The 16764-nt window shown below is 54.6% G+C and carries 12 protein-coding genes; 9 read left to right on the forward strand and 3 right to left on the reverse strand.

The features are described from left to right. Nucleotides 1–5: 5 nt before the first annotated feature. The 8 genes from ELR57_RS24690 to ELR57_RS24725 all read left to right on the forward strand — a co-directional run bounded on the left by ELR57_RS24690 (nucleotide 6) and on the right by ELR57_RS24725 (nucleotide 10746). A complete protein-coding gene (locus ELR57_RS24690; protein ID WP_126962045.1) occupies nucleotides 6–734 on the forward strand; it encodes a ThuA domain-containing protein in 729 nt (242 codons plus the stop codon). Between the two features lie 132 nt (nucleotides 735–866). Next, complete coding sequence (locus ELR57_RS24695; RefSeq protein WP_126962047.1) at nucleotides 867–1205, forward strand: PadR family transcriptional regulator; 339 nt, start codon at nucleotides 867–869, stop codon at nucleotides 1203–1205. Nucleotide 1206: 1 nt separating this feature from the next. Next, complete coding sequence (locus tag ELR57_RS24700) at nucleotides 1207–1740, forward strand: DUF2812 domain-containing protein (RefSeq protein WP_126962049.1); 534 nt, start codon at nucleotides 1207–1209, stop codon at nucleotides 1738–1740. A gap of 355 nt (nucleotides 1741–2095) precedes the next feature. Beyond that, on the forward strand, nucleotides 2096–6442 hold the full coding sequence (locus tag ELR57_RS24705; protein ID WP_238162682.1) for a carbohydrate binding domain-containing protein: 4347 nt from the start codon (nucleotides 2096–2098) through the stop codon (nucleotides 6440–6442). Then, on the forward strand, nucleotides 6442–7302 hold the full coding sequence (locus ELR57_RS24710; RefSeq protein WP_126962053.1) for a glycoside hydrolase family 16 protein: 861 nt from the start codon (nucleotides 6442–6444) through the stop codon (nucleotides 7300–7302). Before ELR57_RS24705 ends, ELR57_RS24710 begins: the two co-directional genes overlap by 1 nt. 138 nt (nucleotides 7303–7440) lie before the next feature. Then, on the forward strand, nucleotides 7441–8850 hold the full coding sequence (locus tag ELR57_RS24715) for a sugar ABC transporter substrate-binding protein (RefSeq protein ID WP_238162680.1): 1410 nt from the start codon (nucleotides 7441–7443) through the stop codon (nucleotides 8848–8850). Between the two features lie 73 nt (nucleotides 8851–8923). After that, nucleotides 8924–9892: a carbohydrate ABC transporter permease gene (locus tag ELR57_RS24720; protein WP_126962055.1), complete on the forward strand. Its 969-nt coding sequence runs from the start codon at nucleotides 8924–8926 to the stop codon at nucleotides 9890–9892. Further along, complete coding sequence (locus ELR57_RS24725; protein ID WP_126962057.1) at nucleotides 9889–10746, forward strand: carbohydrate ABC transporter permease; 858 nt, start codon at nucleotides 9889–9891, stop codon at nucleotides 10744–10746. The genes ELR57_RS24720 and ELR57_RS24725 overlap by 4 nt, the downstream gene beginning before the upstream one ends. 29 nt (nucleotides 10747–10775) lie before the next feature. Here ELR57_RS24725 and ELR57_RS24730 read toward each other — a convergent pair whose 3' ends face one another. Both ELR57_RS24730 and ELR57_RS24735 read right to left on the reverse strand, forming a co-directional pair. Beyond that, nucleotides 10776–12419, reverse strand: coding sequence for a response regulator (locus ELR57_RS24730; RefSeq protein ID WP_126962059.1), 1644 nt, complete (start codon nucleotides 12417–12419; stop codon nucleotides 10776–10778). Nucleotide 12420: 1 nt separating this feature from the next. Further along, nucleotides 12421–14151 carry a sensor histidine kinase gene (locus tag ELR57_RS24735; RefSeq protein ID WP_158630157.1) on the reverse strand — a complete coding sequence of 577 codons (1731 nt, stop codon included), beginning with the start codon at nucleotides 14149–14151 and terminating at the stop codon, nucleotides 12421–12423. A 119-nt stretch (nucleotides 14152–14270) separates the two neighbouring features. Between ELR57_RS24735 and ELR57_RS24740 the strand changes: the two genes are divergently transcribed. Beyond that, nucleotides 14271–15848, forward strand: coding sequence for an extracellular solute-binding protein (locus ELR57_RS24740; RefSeq protein ID WP_158630158.1), 1578 nt, complete (start codon nucleotides 14271–14273; stop codon nucleotides 15846–15848). Nucleotides 15849–15944: 96 nt separating this feature from the next. On the opposite strand, the gene bglS is transcribed toward ELR57_RS24740, so the two are convergent. Then, the gene (gene bglS / locus ELR57_RS24745; protein WP_126962065.1) at nucleotides 15945–16661 is read right to left on the reverse strand and encodes a beta-glucanase; all 717 of its coding nucleotides are present in this window, start codon (nucleotides 16659–16661) and stop codon (nucleotides 15945–15947) included. Nucleotides 16662–16764 lie beyond the last annotated feature (103 nt).

Genomic DNA, 16764 nt, shown 5'->3' on the forward strand with positions numbered 1-16764 from the left:
AGCGTATGAGCGCGAAAGTGAACGTTACGATCTGGAATGAATATCGTCATGAGAAGACGAACGAGAAGGTTGCATCCGTGTACCCGAACGGGATGCATGCGGCGATCGCCGAAGGGCTGGAGGTTGACGGCAAGCTTCGGACGGCTACGCTGGACGAGCCCGAACATGGCCTGACGGCCGAGGTGCTTAACGATACGGACGTCCTCATCTGGTGGGGACATATGGCGCATGGAGAAGTGGCGGACGAGATCGTCGAGCGGGTGCATCAGCGCGTGCTTCAAGGCATGGGGCTGATCGTGCTGCACTCGGGCCATTTCTCGAAAATATTCAAAAAGCTCATGGGGACGTCGTGCGACTTGAAGTGGCGGGAGGCGGACGAGAAGGAGCGCATCTGGGTCGTCAACCCGGCTCATCCGATCGCGGACGGCATCGGGGAGTACATCGAGCTTCCTCAGGAAGAGATGTACGGCGAACACTTCGATATTCCCCAGCCGGACGAGCTCGTGATGGTCAGCTGGTTCGAAGGCGGAGAGGTGTTCCGCAGCGGCGTCTGCTATGCACGCGGCGCGGGCAAGATCTTCTACTTCCGTCCCGGGCACGAGACGTACCCGACGTATTACAACACGCAGGTTCGCCGGGTCATCAGCAACGCCGTAAAGTGGGCCGCTCCCGTCAAACGAGAACAGCCGCGCTATGGCAACGCTCAACCGCTTGAAGAGATCAAAGCTAAGTAAAAAGCAGCATAGGAAGGACCGTAGCTTAGGCTACGGTTCTTTTTTTTGCACTATATTGACAATCGTTGTATCGTGTCTTAATATAATGACATACGATATATCGACCTACGATATAAATTGGAGGTGACCCGAATGGAGAGATGGAAGGAGATGCTGCCTCTGACGGAGGCGTTCTATTACATCCTTGTCGCGTTATACGTGGAGCCCTCCCACGGCTACGGAATCATGCAGGAGGCCGAGAGGATGAGCAGGGGGCGAGTCAAGATCGGAGCCGGCACGCTATACACGGCTTTGAACACTTTGCTGAACAAAGGAGTCATCGAGAACTATCCGGGGCCGGAAGGGACCGACTCCCGGCGGAAGATGTACGCCATCACGGAAGACGGAAGGGCGGTCGTGAAGGCCGAGATCGAGAGATTGGAAGAGCTTCTGGAGTCAGGCAGAACAGCACTGATCAAAGGGAGGAATTAAGATGGCGGAAACGATGGAGAAGCGATACCGGCTGTCGCTCAGCTGGGAGCACGATAAGGAAGAGAATTACTTGAACCGGCTGTCTGCCGAAGGACTTCATTTCGAGAAAATAAGCGGCTTTGTTCGTTACACGCTGAAGAGAGACCCATCGGTTCGATATACGTACCGCCTCGATTATCAAGGCGGCTTCAATAAGAAGACGAATAATAAACAGGAGTATATCGGGCTTTTTGAGGATGCGGGGTGGGAATACGTGAGCAGCTACGGCAACATGTGGCACTACTTCCGCAGGGAGTGGAGAGAAGGGGAGGAGCCGCAGCTGTATACGGACCGGGAGTCGATGGTCGGTTTCTATAAGCGAATCCAGTCGGTAATTCTGATTCTTTTCCTATCCAATCTGATCATCATGTCCGTCAATATTTTGAGGCCGGGACCGATCCGGATCGTTCTGCTCTTCCTTTACGCTTTTCTCTTTGCCGTTCTCGGCGTGGGATACGCGAAGCTGAACAAGAAGATCAAACAAGCGGAAGGTTGATTCGCCAGCGCCCATCTTAAGCAGAGGAGACTCATCCTCTGCTTTTTCCATGCCCTTGCGAAGATTCCAGGAGATCGCTTTCCCCTTTGGCCTTCCCGGCCAGGTGAGGGCGATCTTTTCTTTGTCCGTCGTGCTGCAGGGCTTGGAACTTTGTTATGAATACTAAAGATTTGGTATATAGTCCCTCTCGCGATGAATCTATACTGACATCGAGGCGGCGGAGTTTCGCCGTGCGAACAATATAGGAGGGATTGGTCTGATACGCAAATTAGGGTTAACGGTTCTGGTTGCGAGCCTGGTGATGTCTGCATTGCCACTAGCCGCATCCGCGAAAGAGGATCCCGGGAAAGTGACAATGGCGGCTGGGACAAGTGGAGGTCCGGCCGGTACAGGAACCGAGAGCTCCATCGCGGCTTCCGGGAAGTCTGACGGGCAGACATCCTATTCCGATATGGGAGGCCATTGGGCGACTAATGCGGTTCTGCGTCTTAGCGGGCTTAACATTGTGAAGGGCGATCCGAGCGGAAACTTCATGCCAGACAATCCCGTCAGCAGGGCGGAGTTCGCCTCGATGCTGAACCGGGTATTTAAGTTCGCCTCTGCGGGGACTAACGATTTTAAAGATGTAAGCGCCTCCGACTGGTATGCGGAAGATGTGCTCAAGACGCGTGAAGCGGGGATCATCCAAGGATATCCGGATGGCACGTTTAGGCCGCTCGGCCAGTTGGCCCGCCAGGATGCCGCTATTATGCTGGCAAGAGCGCTTCGAATGGAACCGGAAGCGGAGCCTAAAGCCAATGCTAGGTTCTCGGATGCGGGAAAAATTGCACCCTATGCGCAATTGTACGTAGCGGCTGCAGCTCAGTCCGGTTATCTGAAGGGAGACAACAAGGGGGAGCTGCATCCTGAGCAAGCGCTCACTCGAGCCGAGGCGGCGGCTATCCTCGACCGCGCGATCGCGTGGATGAGCTCGCAAGCGGGCAGTTACCGGGTGGACGAGATTAAGGGCAATGCCTTTGTTAATCTGTCCGGAGTCGAGCTTGACGGCGCGGCGGTACAAGGCAATCTTTACGTGACCGCCGGCGTCGGCGATGGGGACGCTGCGTTCGAAGGGATCAAGGTAAAAGGGCGTACGCTCATCGAGGGCGGCGGCGCGAATTCGATCCATTTTCGACAGTCCCAGCTTGGAACCGTGATATCTGCTAAGAAGGAATCGGCCGTTCGCATCTTGCTCGAGCAAGGCACTTCTGCCGAGGAGCTGATCGCAGTCCGACCGACGACGATTGAGATTTCGGCCGATTCGCAAGTGGAGACTCTCCGCATAGAAGCGGCTGCGTCCGGGACGAATATTGTGAACAAAGGGAAGCTCAAACGGCTTCTGTCGGAAGCTGAGAACGTGAGTTTAAATGGCCGACCGATAGCAAAAGGAGCGGATCTCCAGCCTTCGGAAACGACAGACGCGGGAAGCGGATCCGTCGATACTGGCGAGTCTGGCGGCAACACTGGCGGGGGGGCCGCAACCCCGGGCGACTGGAAGCTAGTTTGGCACGATGAATTCGATGGCGATTCGATTGATTCATCCAAGTGGAATGTCACCGATTCGGGAACCGTGTACAACAACGAACTCGAATATTATCGGCCTGACAATGCCTCGCTCGTCAAGGACGGCGCAAAAGGCGTGCTTCGGCTAACCGCAAAGCGAGAGGACTACGGAGGCCGAAGCTACACATCGGCCAAGCTGACATCGAGGCTGAAAGGCGATTGGACCTACGGCAAGTTTGTCGTTCGCGCCAAACTGCCGATTCAACAAGGAATGTGGCCGGCTATCTGGATGATGCCGACGGACGAACAGGAGCAATATGGACCATGGCCGGGCAGCGGAGAGATGGACATCATGGAGCTAACCGGTCCGCCTGCCAGCGATCAGGCCAACGCCGAAGTCTATCCGAGAACGGTGCATGGTTCGCTTCATTATGATATACCGCATGCTTCGCAATCGAAAACCTATACGCTGCCGAAAGGGCAGACGTTTGCGGACGATTACCATGATTTTGCGATGGAGTGGCTCCCGGGTTTGATCCGGTATTATGTCGACGGTCATCTCTATTTTGAAAGCCGCGATTGGGGAACGAAGGAAGACGGACAAGCGGATTATTATACGTACCCCGCGCCGTTCGACAGACCTTTCTATATGATTCTCAATTTAGCCGTAGGCGGCGATTGGCCAGGCGATCCGAAGGCCGACTTCCAGACCGACCGGATGGATATCGACTACGTACGCGTGTATGAGTACAAACACCTCTCCGAATGGCCGGATGTGACGGGCCAGCGCCCGGACTTGTCGGCTGGCGTGGAGCCGCAGCGCGAACCGCTGCCTGACGGCAACCAGATCTACAATGGCGATTACACGGGCGGAACGGGAACGGGAGGGGCACCGACCGATTGGGAATTTCTGTTGAATGCTGGCGGTGACGGCAGCGTCTCCGTCGTCAACGATGCCGTCAAGGGCAAGGCCGCCAAGGTGGCCATCACGTCGGCAGGCGTACAAAATTATTCGATTCAATTGACGCAGCGTCCGCTTTATCTAGAGAAGGGGAAAGCGTACAAGGTGACCTTCGATGCGAAAGCGGACGAGCCGCGGCCGCTTATGAGCAAGGTGACCGAGTTCGGCGGAGGCTGGACGGCCTACTCGAAGGAGCGCAACTTCTCGTTAACCGAGGATTGGCAGACTTATGAATATACATTCAATATGAACTCGGCAAGCGACAACAACGCGAGGTTCGAGTTCAATCTGGGACTTGGAACGGCAGCGGCATACTTCGCCAACGTGCGCGTGACGGAGACAACGCCGACCGTCGAGCCGCGGAAGGCTCTGCCGGACGGCAATTTGATCTTCAACGGCGGCTTCGACCAAGGCTCGGCCCGATTGGGCTATTGGCGTTTCGTAAGCTCTGATGCGGCCCGCGCCTCGGCTTCGGTTAGCAATGAGCTCGAATTCCCATACATGCAGAGGCAGTTTATGGCGGTATTGTCGGAAGACTCCGGGCTACCGGAAGATGTCCAACTTATACAGGACGAGCTGCCTCTGGCCGAGGGCGAATCCTACACGCTCACCTTTGATGCGAAAGCCGACCGAGCCAGGACGATAAGCCTAGCGTTGTCCGTAGGAACGCCAGGCGATGTCCAATATGGTGGCGGCGATACGGTCGAATTGACGGAGGACATGCGCTCGTATGCCAAGGATATCACCATTCGATCGGGCGAGCAGGCTTCTGCCGCGGCACTCTCCTTCCAGCTCGGAGGAACGGCGGGCACCGTCTATATCGACAACGTCAGGCTGGTCCGGCGCGCGGCGCCTCCTGCCCTCGACAGCTATCTGAATTGGGCCGCCGCTTCCTACTGGAACGCCGAAGGCGTAACGGAGAAGACCGCGGTCAACGGTGCGCGGCAGTTAGCCGGGTTCGATGCCGGCGGCTACGCGGACTACAAGTTCCGCATGTCTAGCAACGGGGTCTATGTGCCGTCGTTACGCCTAGCGGATACAGCGCCTGACGCCGAGGTGAAGGTCGCCTTGCTAGATTCGAATTTGGAGGAGATCATGACCGTTGAGGCGGGGACTGAGGGCATGGAGAGCGATCAGACAGTCTCGCTGCCCGCGCTGGATATCCCTGCAGGTACTAGCTTCCTCCGGGTATCCGGATCGGGCTTCAGCCTGGCTCGGGTGGAATTGTCGGCAGAGCTCGCCGTCAACGGCGACTTCAGCCAAGGAACGTCGGGGTGGGCGTTGTTCAAGAAAGACTGGGAAGAATCCGATCCGGTCAAGGACACGAATATGGAGGCCGTGGACGGCATGCTTCGAGTCAATCTCGGCGGCCCGGGCACGGAAGTCTGGAACGTTCAGGTGAAGCAAGAAGGCAAGACGCTGAAGCAAGGAGCGGCGTACAGGCTTCGTTTCGAAGCGGCTTCAACGATCCCCCGCGACATCGTCGCGCTCGTCCAGCATGACGGCAGCGTCGACGGCAACTGGACGACCTATCTGGAACGCGAGACCGAGCTCAGTACCGATAAGAAGGCGTTCGATTATATCTTCGTCTCCCCAAGCGATGAATCCAGCGCCGTGCTGCAGTTCAGCATGGGGAAGGTCGGAGACGTTTCGGGGGCGCATGAGATCAGCCTGAGCAAGATCTCCCTAATCCGTGTCGATCCGTCGCTTGCGGGAATCACCGAAGGCGTCAATCTCGTTCCGAACGGTGACTTCGCAGCCGGAGTCCCCGGCTGGAGCAGCTATTCGGTTGACGCGGGCGAGCTGTCTATTCGTCATGGAGACGAAGGCACGCTGCATATCGATGTGTCCAGTCCAGGCGCGAACAGCTGGGATCGCCAGGTTTATTTCGAGGGTCTGCCCTATACGAACGGGCACCGCTATAAATTGACTTTCAAGGCGAAGACGACGGTTCCGCGCAAGATGAATATCAGCGTCGGTTGGCTGGACGCAGCAGACAATTACGCTTGGCATGGCTATGGCAGCCATATCGTCGAATTGGGGACGGATGAGCAGACTTACACGTACACGTTCGACGTCGGACCGGACAGCACGTTAATCGGCAGATTGACCTTCGAGCTGGGCCGAGTGGAAGCCGGCGACGGAGCCGCGGCGGTCGATATCGACGATATCGTGCTAACCGACGAGGGTGAAACGTAATGAAGCGGTTTATCGTCGGGTGGAAAATCCAAAAGATACGCTGGGCGTGCGTATGGCTCTTATTCGGGACTGTTCTGGCCGGCTGTTCCGCCGGAGAGAATCACCAAATCCCGGAACGGCCGGGGATGAAGCTTGTCTGGCATGACGAATTCGACAAAGACGGACTGCCCGACAGCAGCAAGTGGAGTTATGACGTCGGCGGGGATGGCTGGGGCAATGACGAGTTGGAGTATTACGCGGAGGCGCGGCAAGAAAACGCCGTTGTCCGCGACGGCTATCTCACGCTCACAGCGCGCAAAGAAACGTACGAGGGACACGATTATACGTCGACGCGTTTGGTCAGCCGCGGTAAGGGAGACTGGAAGTACGGTCATATTGAGGTTCGCGCCAAGATTCCTACCGGAACCGGAATCTGGCCGGCGATCTGGATGATGCCGACCGAATCGGTTTATGGAGGTTGGCCTTCCAGCGGCGAAATGGACCTTATGGAGCATGTCGGATTCGAGCCGGGCGTCGTGCACGCCACGGTCCATACCGAGAAGTATTATTGGAAAAAGAACAACCAGAAGTCCGCTCAGACCTTGATTCCCGATGCGGACCGTACGTTCCACGTTTACGCGCTGGACTGGACGCCGGATAAGGTGCAGATCAGCGTGGACGGCACAACCTATTTCTCCTATGCGCCGGGGCCGGAAGATCAAGGGGACGAGTGGCGTGCCTGGCCTTTCGACCAAGCCTTCCATTTAATCATGAACATCGCGGTGGGCGGTTCTTGGGGCGGCCAGCAGGGAGTGGACGATTCGATTTTTCCGCAGTCGATGGTTGTCGATTACGTGAGAATCTATCAACCTGAGAAGTAGCATCGGATTGTTTATTATTTGTTACGCAAGCTTGGGATTTGTTATTTAAGGTGAAGAACGGGGCTCCTATAATCGAATTGCGAGGACGGGTGACCCGTTCTTCAAAAAAAATCATATCTTGCTATAGGGGGATTCACAGTGCGAAACAAGAAATGGACCGTATTCTCGACTGTAATGGCATCGACCTTGCTGCTTGCGGGTTGCGGGAGCAATTCCGGCAACGGCGGCGACGGCCAAGCGGCCGCAACCACATCGGCATCGCCTTCCGCGAGCGCAAGCGGACAAGCATCGCCCTCCGCGCAGACAGATCCCGTTACGTTGTCGGCTTGGATCATGCCGAACAGCCCGAAACCGGACGCAGACTTCCTCAAGGTCATGGATCCGTACCTGAAGGAACATCCGAACGTTACGCTGAAGGTAACCGTGCTGGACTGGGGTTCCGCTTGGACGAAGATAACGACGGCAGCAACCAGCGGCGAAGGCCCAGACATCCTGCAGCTCGGCACGACTTGGGTGCCGGCGATTGCAAGCATGGGCGGCATCGACAAGATCACGGACAAGATGGGCGACGTTGGAGGAGAGGCCAGCTACCTTCCTGCCAGCTGGAACACGACTAAGATCGAAGGCAAGGAAGACATTTATGGCGTGCCGTGGTTCGTGGACGCCCGGGCCATCTATTACAACAAGGAAGCCTTCAAGGCGGCGAACGTCGACCCGGCCGAAGCGTTCAAGACATGGGATTCGTTCAAGTCCGCGCTGGAGAAAGTCAACGGAGTCACGTTAGACGGCAAAAAGGTCGCAGCGCTCGGGGTTCCGGGGAAAAACGACTGGAACGTCGTGCACAACATATTCCCATGGATCTGGGCAGCAGGCGGTGACGTTCTGAGCGCGGACCACAAGTCGGTAACGTTCAACGACGACAAGGGAGTCGACGGCGTCATGTACTACACTGGCCTCGCCAACGAAGGCCTCGTGGATAAAAGCTCGCTGGAGAAGAACTCCTCGCAGATCGAGAGCGACTTCGGCGACGGCAAGTCCGCTGTCATCATTACCGGTCCATGGCTGGCGAAGAACTTCGCAACACCGTCCAAGGCCGGCGGCATGGACGATAAGGCGGCGGCCAAGCAGTTCGCAATCTCTCCGCTGCCGGCTGGACCTTCCGGACAGTCCACCTTCATCGGAGGCAGCGATCTGACGGTGTTCAAGGGCTCGAAGAATAAAGACGCAGCCTGGGAAGTCATCAAATATCTGAGCACGGTCGAGGCTCAGCAGGCTTACGCGGATATATCCGGCCAATTGCCTGCGAATAAGAACCTGATCGAATCGCCGGATCTTGATGCCAACATGAAGGCTTTTGCGGAAGCGACGAAGTATGGCAAGTCCTACCCGTCCATCCCGCAGTGGGGTCCAACCGAGACGGCACTCCAAAAGCACTTCGCCAATATTTGGGATATCGTTGCAGGCGTGAAGGGTAAGTACGATAGAGACAGCATCCAGAAAGAAATGAATGACGCGGCAAGCGAGGTCAATAGCATTATCAAGCAATAAGTACGATGAACATAGGGGCGTCTCGCGCCGAGCCGGCGCGAGACGCTCCTTTCCCGAAAGCGAGGACAACCCGATGCAACCCGATAATGTGACGAAGCGCAAAGCCAATAGCTATACTTCTCTTCAGAAGTCCTTCAGGACCAACCGATTCGCGTATATGCTCATCGTTCCAACGCTTCTGTTCATGCTGCTCGTCCACTTCCTGCCGATGGCGCAGGGCATCGTCATGTCGATGCTGAAGCTGAACCAATTCACGCTAGCCCAATATTTGCGAGCGCCATTCATCGGCTTCGATAATTACAAGTCGCTGTTGTTCGACGAAAGCAATCCCATCCGGCAAGGCATGGGATTCGCGGTGCGCAACACGGTCATCTACACGATTGTGGTCACCTTCCTTGTATTGGCTTGGGGGCTGCTAGTCGCGATGCTGATGAACCGGCCGTTCCCAGGACGCGGAATCGCTCGAACCGCCATGCTGCTTCCATGGGTTGTACCGTCTTATGTGGTAGGGGTATTGTGGGGATTCATGTGGCAGCGCGACGGTATCATTAATTATATATTGGTCGATCTGCTGCACCTTATGGGGGAGAAGCCGTTCTGGCTGATCGGTCACAATACGATCTGGGCGATTATCATCCCGACGATCTGGCGGGGCTGGCCCTTCCTCATGGTCGTCTTCCTGGCGGCTCTTCAAACGATACCCGAGGATATTTACGAAGCGGCCCGCATCGACGGCGCCCACAAGCTGCGTCAGTTCGTCCATATCACGCTGCCTTTGTTGAAGCCGGTTATCGCCGTCCAGCTGTTGTTCCAGTTCATTAATAACGTCTACTCGTACAACATCGTTTCTACCATGTTCGGCAATGGAGCCGGCTATCCCGGCGAATGGGGAGATCTTCTCATGACGGCGCTTACCCGGCAATCGTTTGGGTATTGGGCATTCGGGTCAGGCTCCGCAGCTTCGTTCCTGTTAATGGTCGTTATGCTTGTTTTCGTAGGCATCTGGTATCGAACGTTCAGATCGGAGTTGAACTCGCAATGACAAGACGCAATTCGGCCAAACTGGCAAGTTTATCGCTTACAACTCTCACCTGGATCATCGTCTTTATTACGGTGTTCCCGATTTTGTGGATGGTATTCACCTCGTTGCATTCGAACAGCGAGATTCTGAACGGCATTACGTCTCTCGCACTCCCGTCTCCGCAGTGGTCGAATTACCAAAATATGTGGGAAACGGTCAATTTCGCCGTCTATTTCCGCAACAGCCTGCTGATTTGCGGGTTAACGACTGTGTTTGCCGGCGCCTTCGCCGTCATGGCCGGCTATGCGCTTGCCCGCTTTCGGTTCGCGGGCTCGCGCACGGTCAGCCTAAGCATCGTCTCGACGCAGATGATCCCGGGCATCATGTTCCTATTCCCGATCTATCTGATGTTCCTGTGGATCAAGCAGGCGCTCGGCATTCCGATGATCAACACTTACTGGGGAATGATCCTGGTGTACACGGCCTTCTATACGCCGATCAGCATCTGGATCATGCGCAGCTTCTTCGTTTCGATTCCCCGCGATCTCGAGGAGTCCGCGGTCATCGACGGATGTACGAAGTTTCAAGCCTTCTACAAGGTTATCCTTCCGTTGTCGGTGCCCGGCATTATCGCGACCTGCATCTATATTTTCCTGACGGCTTGGGACGAGCTTCTATTCGCCTGGGTGCTTACGACCAGCTCGGACGTGCAGACCATTCCGGTAGGAATCCGCTTGTTCGTGGGCCAATATAATACGCGCTATGACCTTCTTATGGCCGCTTCTACCGTCGTCACGCTTCCAGTCATGGCTATCTTCTTTATGACGCAGCGCTACTTTATTAGCGGCATGACGGCCGGCGCGGTAAAAGGGTAATTCATAGAAGCGCGATCCGCATCCGCAAGTCAACTCTTTCTCGAATCCCGGTACTCCTGAGGAGTGAGCCCGTTGAATTCTTTGAAGAGCTTGATGAAGTAATGCGCGTTGGAATAGCCGAGCTGTGCGGATATCTCGTAGATCTTGAGCGGCGAATGAGAGAGCAGATAGGTGGCTTTCTCCATCTTCAAGTTAAGAATATAGTCGCTTATTCTCTTCCCCGTCTCGGATTTGTAGATCTTGGACAAGTAAACCGGATGCAAGCCTACATGGTCCGCAATCGCATGAAGAGAGACATAATGAAGATTCTGATCAACAAAATCATGTACCTGAGTGATCAACTGCTTGCGCTGGTCCAACCGTTCGGCATCGAATTCGTTCTTTAATTGCGACAGCACGGCGGATGCCCATTCTCGCAGTTGATCCGCCGTGTGTACGGTCCGTATCGCCAATTGCGGCAGGTCGACAATCTCGCCGAGAAGACGATTGCCTCGATGGGCGATGTAGTAGAAGACGCTCTCGAGGTAATGGCGGGCTTCCTGAACATGTTCGGGAGACAGATCCTCCCGGCCTTTCAACTCTTCGGCGATGGAAGCCAGCTTGTCCTTGATTGCATCCCAGCTATTCGTCTCGAACAGATGGAATAGCGTCGGAGGCTCATAGAGGGATTGGAGCGAAGAGATACCGGCAGGGATCACGGATTCTCCTCCTGACAGGTAGACGCCTGTCTCCGGTCCGATCCTCTGTCGAATCGTCGTTACCGCGGAGAGGTACAGTTGGCGCGTCCGATTCGGGAATACGCCCCAATCGGTCGTGACGACGGAGATGCCGCCGCCGAGAAGCGCGTTTACGTTTTTTTGCAATTGATAAGCGATACGTTCAAGAAGGGCTGCATCGGCTTTCGCAGCCTCCTCCGTATCGTCCTGCTCAACGTTCCCTATGTCGGCTCGCGGCTTGGCCGCCACCAGGAATAGGAGATAGTCGTGGGTATCTTTGCACGACCAGATTCGAAAGTGTTCTTGGAGCAATTCGCTGGCGATGTTAACGATGGCATATTCGAACAGCAACAGACTGTTTAAGTCCTGCTGTTGGAAAAACGCTTCTAGCCGAATAGCGAGCAACGAAGTACGATCACCGATGGAGAAGGGGACACCGAACTTGTCCATCTTGTCCGCAAGCGCGGACCTGGATAGGCGGCTTCCAAGAAGCAGCTCGTTCAGCAGCTTGTCACGCAGCAATGGCAGGTGCTCGCGAAGCGTTTGCGTTGTTCGCTGCTGGGAGGACAAGGCTTCCCATTCCAAACGAATTTGTTGTTGGAGCTGCTTGAGCGTATCTATCATGAATTCGTCGGCTACGGGCTTAAGCAGATAGGCGCTTGCTTGCCGCTCGATCGCCTGCTTGGCGTACTCGAATTCAGCGTAGCCCGTGAGCAATAAGCACTTGACATGTTTCCAACGATCGCGAACAACATCGATCAATTCCATTCCAGACATCTGCGGCATGTTGATATCCGTGACAAGGATATCGATTGGATGCCGTTGCAGAATCTCCAACGCCTCCATTCCGGAGTAGGCAATGTGGACCTGTTCGAAGCCGAGCTCCTGCCAGGGGATCGTGACGGACAGGTCATCCACGACGTACGGCTCGTCGTCTACAAGCAAGATTTGAAGCATCCTATTTTCCCTCTTTCTTGTCTATTCGAAGTTTTACATGGATACCGCCTAGCTCGGATGGTTGAATAGACAGCCCCGAAGCGGGTCCGAACTGATGCTTGAGGCGCTGCTGTACGTTCCACAGGCCGCAGCCGCTTTCGCCCCGTTCGGGCTCGTTCAGTTTGGCAAGCAACCCGTTAATCTCGCTATCGTTCATACCGGCCCCGCTGTCTTCAACGGTGAATTCAATATGCTCGCCAATGGCTTTGCCGCTGATGCTGATGTAGCCGGCGCCTGCCTTTTTCTCGATGCCGTGAACAATGGCATTCTCTACGAGCGGTTGGATCAGTAACCTCGGAATCGCCTCGCCAAGCAGCGGCTTAGGCACTTCGATATTATATTCGATGCGTTGTTTGCGTAAGTTCTGGATTGACAGGTAGTTTTCCAGCAATTTAAGCTCGTCCCCTACTGTCGTCATGTCATGGTCTAGTCGGGTGATATAACGGTAGTATTCGCCGAGATTGAGAGCCATTGCGGTCACGGCCGCGGTATCTCCAACACCCGCCTTGCTCTTTATGAAAAAGAGGCAATTGTAGAGGAAGTGAGGATTGATCTGAGACTGCAGTTGCTTCAGGTAGGCGTCCTTGGCGCGAAGCTGCTCCATGTAGACTCGCTCGATGAGAGATTGAATTTGGACAGCCATCTCATTAAACGACTCGTTCAACACGGTGAATTCGCTGTTGGTCTTCAGCCGGATCCTTGTCGACCATTGGCCCTCTTTCAACCGGTTGACCGCTCTCAGCAGTACGTTAATCGGGCGCTGGATTTGCCGGAACAATAGGAGCGAGAACAGGATGCCAAGTCCTAGCAGGACGAACGAAGCCGTGAAAAACGAGCTGCGGCTGCTCTCCAGGGGCTTCAACATTTGTTCCAGCGGCGAGTAGTGAATAACTTGCCAACCAAGCGAGGAAGACCAGACGCTGCTGACAAGATAGCGCTTGTCCTTATACGTGACAATCGAGTAGTCGTTCTTCTGCGAGGACAGATTACCCAGACTTGACACGAGTCCTTGAATAATGTTCGCGTCCGTGCCAGGGGGATTAATGAGACCCATCCCCGGATGATAGAGGAATGTGTATCCGCCATAAGGAGCTTGGATATCGCCTAGCAACTTCTGCAGATTGGAGGCCGGAAATCGAACCTCCATGATCATGTTGGCCAACTGAGGGGTTGATGAGTAGTCTGCCGGATCGGATAGCACCATGCGGAAATCGCCTCCCGATGCTCGCTGGTCGGTTGGGGCTGTATAGGTCCATCCGTTGGCAAGAGGGGACGACAACAGCGAAGGGTCGATTCGCGAATCCGAATCCGAAGAGAGATAATCCTTATTCTCCACGTTATAAACCGTAATGGTATTCACCAAGTTGCTAGTAACAGACTGAAGCGACAGCTTCTCCAGCACGCTTCGAATGGTTTCATTGCGGTCGATGAGATGGTCAAGCAGCCCGATCTGCTCGAAGTCGCGGACGGTTGGGTCGCGAAGAAGCGTATAAGCGGTAGTAGCCAGCTGATCAATGTTGCCGTCGAGCTGCTGGACAAAGAATTCCAGATTGCTGAGATCGGCGTTGGTTACTTGCTGTGTGATGACTTTAACGTCTTGTTGATAGGAACGTCCGTAAAGCAACAGCGTAATGAAAATGACGGCGACGAATAACAGCAACATTTTGACAAAAAGGTTCACGTGCTGGCGCAAGATGATCATCCTTTATGGTAACATATCACTTTTTATCAAATTATATCATGTCGAAAGAGCAAGGATGTGTTACTATGATCAAGAATTCGACGGTTTATGGCGATAGGGGTGGAGCCAGATTGCATTTGCGTTGGTACGCGATGTTGCTTGCGGTCATCTTGTGTGCCGGCTGCGATGGAACTAGACCTGACGGAACGGCCGCACTTAAAAACAACTCCGATGTCTATTATGATGATGAGCTTGGAAAGTTCGTCCCGCCTGTTGTGCTAGAGACGGTTGGAGCCGTTACTCCCAACGCCGTCTTCGCGAATGGAGAGACTCTTGAAAATAATGTGCACACGCGATGGGCTGAGGAACGGCTGGGTATTCGCATCCGCTATAAATGGACGATACAAGACACGAACGGCTCCTATGGCAACAAACTCCGGATTGAATTGGCCAAAGGCACGCTGCCTGACATCGTAACCACTCGGGAGGCAGAGGTCGTTCAGGAACTGATTGACTCCGGACAGTTCGCGGAGGTTGGCGGGCTGTTCGACCGGTATGCCTCCCCGACATGGAAGGCAGCGATGCGCGAGGATCCGGCCGCCTGGGACTCCTTGACGCGGGCCGGCGGAAAGTATGCGATTCCGATTCTAGACTACGAGTACAATTCCGACCCGGTCTTGTGGATCCGAAGCGACTGGCTGGACAAGCTGCATCTCGATAAGCCGCGAACGATGGAAGAGTTGGAGCGAGTCATAACTGCTTTCACCGAGCAGGATCCAGACGGCAACGGCTTGAAGGACACGTACGGGCTGACGATAAGCTTCGCACACGGCGCCAACACGTGGATGGCCGACAGCAGTTGGATCTTCGGCTCATTCGGCGTCGTACCGAAACAGTGGAACCGGACGAATAATGGGCTGCTTGCTTACGGCTCCATCCAACCCGGAGTGAAGGACGCGCTTCGTCTCCTTAAATCCTGGATTGCTAAAGGCTATGTACCTGCGGAAAGCCAGTGGTACGACGAGACAAAAGCGGCTCAGCTATTCGTGTCAGGCAAAGCCGGCATCGTCGCGGGACCCTATTGGATGAACGGTTGGCCGCTCTCCGAGTTAACGAAGGCGAATCCGAACGCCAAGTACGAAGCGATCCAGATACCCTCGGGGGCGAGCGATATCGTGCTTCGGCGGGGCACGCTGCCCGTTAACGGCGCCATCCTGATTAACAAAAAAATGAAGCACCCCGAAATCTTTTTCAAATACCAAAATTACTTATTCGACTATTATGCAACCTCCAAGGGAGAGTTCCAATACGGACTTGCGGAAGGCTACGATTGGATAGTGAAGGACGGTAAGCCGACGATCGCCCCTGAAGATTTGCCTCAAGGAGGAATTCGGGTTGCCTCTTACACGCTCACGTTTGACGGAGCGCGCATCCCGTCCCAAGTCGTGAAGGAGCTGCCCGGAGGTGTGGCGCAAGTCTTATTATCGCAACGGGATGCCTCGCGCAAGGATGAGTTTACCGGTCCTCCGACTCGAACCATGAAGACGAATTGGGAATTGATCCAGAAGCTTGAGCAGAAGTCGTTCGAAGCCATCTTGTTCGGCGACTCCTCGGCGGACGAGTTCGATGCGTTCGTAAAACTATGGTTTGAGTACGGCGGAGACCTAATAACCAATGAGGTAAACGATTGGTACAGATTCTCCAAATAGTTCATTCGAATTCGCGTTATCAACGAACCGTCATCGCGATGCGGCTTCCGACTGGAAGCCGCTTCCACGATGACGGTTTTTTGACTCGCTAACGATTTAGTTGCTCGTATATTTAACCCAGTCGTAATAGGCGTAAAGCGGATTAGCGCCGTTATAGGAACCAAGCCATGAATCTACGCCCTTGCCGTTCCACAGATTCATCATGATTCGGCCCGGATTGGATGGGATGTTACTCGTCACCGTATGCTTCAGCGCCCCGTCCACGTACCACTTGATGTAGCCAGGCTGCCAGTCGAAGGCGTACGTATGATAGCTCTGCGAAGCGTCGAAGCCAAGATCAACCAGCTTCTCGTGTCCGCCGACTCCGTTCGTATAGTAATTGAATTGAACCTTGGTCGTATCCTTTCCGAGAAATTCGATGTCGATCTCGTCCCAGGGTTTACCATCCGAGGGTCCGGTATAGGTGAAGAAGGACGATACGATTCCCGTATTCTTGGCCGGCATCATGCTGACCTCATATAGCCCGTAGCCGTACTTATTCACGGTACGGTACTCCGCGCAGTCGAACGTATTGTATGAAGGACTCGTCAGTGCCAAGCGAAGCTGTCCCCCTGAGGTGAATGTTGCGTTGTTGGCCCTCCAAGTGCAATTGAACATGCCGCCGTTCGAGTAACCGTCCGATTTCTGCCAGGTAGCCGAATTAAAGTAAGTAAGCGGTTCCCAGAATACCGTTGCTGCCGAGGATGGGGCGGCGAACAGGATGCAAAGCAGGACGAACAGTGAGAAAGCGCCTGTCAGTCGTTTTCTTCTCATTAATTAACCCTCCTATTGATTGTTGGAGATGCATGTTGATCATACTGCGTCTTTGGTAGCGCTACCATGACAATGATTTAAGTTCCATAACAACTTTTCAAGG

This window comes from Cohnella sp. AR92 (assembly GCF_003990975.1).
Taxonomy (GTDB): Bacteria; Bacillota; Bacilli; order Paenibacillales; family Paenibacillaceae; genus Cohnella.

Bases quoted from the DNA above. Each gene is read 5' to 3' on its own strand.
- ELR57_RS24690 (WP_126962045.1), top strand. From the start codon at position 6: ATGAGCGCGAAAGTGAACGTTACGATCTGGAATGAATATCGTCATGAG.
- ELR57_RS24695 (WP_126962047.1), top strand. From the start codon at position 867: ATGGAGAGATGGAAGGAGATGCTGCCTCTGACGGAGGCGTTCTATTAC.
- ELR57_RS24700 (WP_126962049.1), top strand. From the start codon at position 1,207: ATGGCGGAAACGATGGAGAAGCGATACCGGCTGTCGCTCAGCTGGGAG.
- ELR57_RS24705 (WP_238162682.1), top strand. From the start codon at position 2,096: ATGGCGGCTGGGACAAGTGGAGGTCCGGCCGGTACAGGAACCGAGAGC.
- ELR57_RS24710 (WP_126962053.1), top strand. From the start codon at position 6,442: ATGAAGCGGTTTATCGTCGGGTGGAAAATCCAAAAGATACGCTGGGCG.
- ELR57_RS24720 (WP_126962055.1), top strand. From the start codon at position 8,924: ATGCAACCCGATAATGTGACGAAGCGCAAAGCCAATAGCTATACTTCT.
- ELR57_RS24725 (WP_126962057.1), top strand. From the start codon at position 9,889: ATGACAAGACGCAATTCGGCCAAACTGGCAAGTTTATCGCTTACAACT.
- ELR57_RS24730 (WP_126962059.1), bottom strand. From the start codon at position 12,419: ATGCTTCAAATCTTGCTTGTAGACGACGAGCCGTACGTCGTGGATGAC.
- bglS (WP_126962065.1), bottom strand. From the start codon at position 16,661: ATGAGAAGAAAACGACTGACAGGCGCTTTCTCACTGTTCGTCCTGCTT.